The 2523-nt window shown below is 65.6% G+C and carries 2 protein-coding genes and 1 pseudogene; 2 read left to right on the top strand and 1 reads right to left on the bottom strand.

What is annotated here, in order from left to right:
• The first annotated feature begins 363 nt into the window (after window positions 1–363).
• Complete coding sequence (locus RHODMAR_RS24290) at window positions 364–1287, top strand: cation diffusion facilitator family transporter (RefSeq protein WP_008720079.1); 924 nt, start codon at window positions 364–366, stop codon at window positions 1285–1287.
• 176 nt (window positions 1288–1463) lie between these two features.
• Here RHODMAR_RS24290 and lspA read toward each other — a convergent pair whose 3' ends face one another.
• Window positions 1464–1979, bottom strand: a complete 516-nt coding sequence (lspA, locus tag RHODMAR_RS24285; RefSeq protein ID WP_008720077.1) for a signal peptidase II — start codon at window positions 1977–1979, stop codon at window positions 1464–1466.
• A gap of 225 nt (window positions 1980–2204) precedes the next feature.
• On the opposite strand from lspA, the pseudogene RHODMAR_RS24280 reads away from it, so the two are divergent.
• Window positions 2205–2523, top strand: a pseudogene (locus RHODMAR_RS24280) (apolipoprotein N-acyltransferase); the annotation flags it as partial.

Below are 2523 nucleotides of genomic sequence, written 5' to 3'. Positions count from 1 at the left end.
CCGGGCCGGGATCGGGCAGACCCAACAGCACGAGCGCTTGCGACGTCGACATCGCGGCGAGCAGTGCAGCGACCACCGCGGCAATCGCTGCGCACAGCACCATCACCTGCGATCCGGAGCGTCGATCCACTGCGCCGCGGGTCGAGCGGGCCGCTTCGGTGGCCATGGTGTGCGCCTCTTCCCGGTGGATCGTGTTTCCGACATGGGCGCGAGGCAGTCCGACCTGCGCCGACAATGAACTACTACGAATGATAGTTGTACGAGTCCGGGCAGCCACCGCCGGACAATCCTTCAACACTTGCATGTATGCGCATATCGCAATATATTGTCGTTCTGCGGACCGGACACGACGAAGGAGCAACGATGGGGCACGGACACGGCCACGGGATAGAGCCGGGTTCACCGGCCAGCGCGTCCGGAAAACACCTCGGCCGACTGTGGATCGCTGTCGGCCTGGGGGCGGTCACCCTCGTGACGCAGGTCGTCGTCGGCCTGTCCACCTCGTCGCTGGCCCTGCTCTCCGATTCCGCACACGTGTTCACCGACGTGTTCGGGATACTGATGGCGATCGTGGCGATCACACTCGCACAGCGACAATCGACCAAGGCTGCCCGCACGTTCGGGCTCTACCGAGCCGAGGTGTTCGCCGCATTGTTCAATGCACTTCTGCTGTTCGGTGTGGCCGGTTGGATTCTCTACGAAGCCGCGCAACGCATCACGAATCCGCCCGAGGTCCCCGGCGTCCCGGTGATGGCGGTGGCCACCCTCGGGCTCGTGATGAACCTCATCGCGTTCGCCCTGCTGCGCAGCGGCGCCAAGGACAGCCTCAACGTTCGGGGTGCGTATCTCGAGGTGATGGCGGACATGCTCGGCTCGATCGGCGTACTCGTCAGCGGGCTGGTCACCGTCCTGTTCGGATGGCGGTACGCCGATCCGGTCATCGCGGTCGCCATCGGCGTGTTCGTCCTGCCGCGCGCGTTCAACCTGGGCCGTCACGCCGTGCGGATACTGCTGCAGCACGCCCCGTCGGGCATCGACGTGGCAGCGGTCGAGAAGTCGTTGGCCGCCGTCGAGGGTGTCGAGGACGTGCACGACCTGCACATCTGGACCCTGACGTCCGGGATGGAGGTCGCGTCGGCGCATTTGACCGTGACCCCGGGTACCGCCTCACCGCCGGTGCTCGCTGCCGCTCAACAGGTCCTTCTCGATCAGTACGGTCTCGACCACGCCACGCTGCAGGTCGAACCTCCACGCGGTGAGGGTCGATGTCGGGAAGTGGCGTGGTGACAGGGAGCAGTCGAGGTCTTCGAAGTGGGTGAGGCGGGTCGTGCGAACCCGCCGGCTCGGGTCACGCGGGGTCGTGAGATGGATCTGCGCGGCGCGTTCGGTGGTCCACAGGGACGTCCGTAGCGAGCACTGCACCGGCGACACGGCGAAGGAGCCGCAGACGGTGAGGTCCACGGTCAGGTGTGCGCGGCCGCCGAATCGGAACCGGGCTGCCTCTCGGCTGTATCCCGCACGAACACCGACGCACCGATCAGCACCACGACACCGCTGGTGATGTAGACATCGGCGAGGTTGAACGTCGGCCACCATCCAGTGTGGAAGTAGTCCGTGACCGCACCGTCGACAAGCCGGTCGAGGACGTTGGACAGGGCACCGGCGAGGATCAACGCCAGCGCCACCGTGGTCCACTGCTCCCCGTGCCGAGCGCTGTGCCATCCGTAGGCCGCGACCCCGGCGGTGATCGTCGCCGTGACCGACACGATCACCCATAGGGGCAGTGAATCGCCCAGGCTGAAGGCCATTCCGCGGTTGAAGGCGAGTCGCAGTTCGAGGATCGGTAGTGCGATCGGAGAGCCGGGCAACGCTTGTTGCGCCCAGTAGTCGACGGTCAGCGCGGTAGCGACCAATGTCAGCACGAGAGTCACTGCGTAAGCACGCAGCCGCGTGGGAGACGTGGTGGGGGAGCGGTTCACGGATCCTCGTTCTCGGGTGTACCTCGGACAGGTGCTGGGTGTCGACGGAAGGGATCGGTCACCGCCGCAGAGTTGCCATCACATAAAATACTATGCACCATAGTAGTTGATGAACGGCAGAGATTTCTCCGGTACCGGCTGCTTGCTCATGTCGTCATGAGAGCGGCTCCTGACACAGAACCCGGACCTCGACGACCCGGCGACGACTCGAACCGGGCGCGGTGGGTGACCGGCAGCAACGGAGTCCGTGCCTGGATCCGGCTCCTCGCGGCTGCCTCGTCCGGGTTGCTGTTGTACGCCACATTCCCGCCCCTAGATCTGTGGTTTCTCGCTCCGGTAGCAATTGCAATGCTGCTGTTGGCTGTGCGCGGGCGAGGGGCGCGTGCGGGGGCCGGGTACGGCTTCGTCGCCGGCTCGGCGTTCTTCGTGCCTCTGCTGCCGTGGGTGGGGGAGTACGTCGGATCGGTGCCGTGGCTGGCGCTGTCCGTCGTTCAAGCCCTCTTCGTGGCGATGTTCGGTGCGGTAGCGGATCGGATGTCCCGAC

Source organism: Rhodococcus sp. AW25M09 (assembly GCF_000333955.1).
GTDB lineage: Bacteria > Actinomycetota > Actinomycetes > Mycobacteriales > Mycobacteriaceae > Rhodococcoides.
The sequence above is the reverse complement of the archived record's forward strand: the minus strand, read 5'-3'. Positions and strand labels throughout refer to the sequence as shown.

Bases quoted from the DNA above. Each gene is read 5' to 3' on its own strand.
- RHODMAR_RS24290 (WP_008720079.1), top strand. From the start codon at position 364: ATGGGGCACGGACACGGCCACGGGATAGAGCCGGGTTCACCGGCCAGC.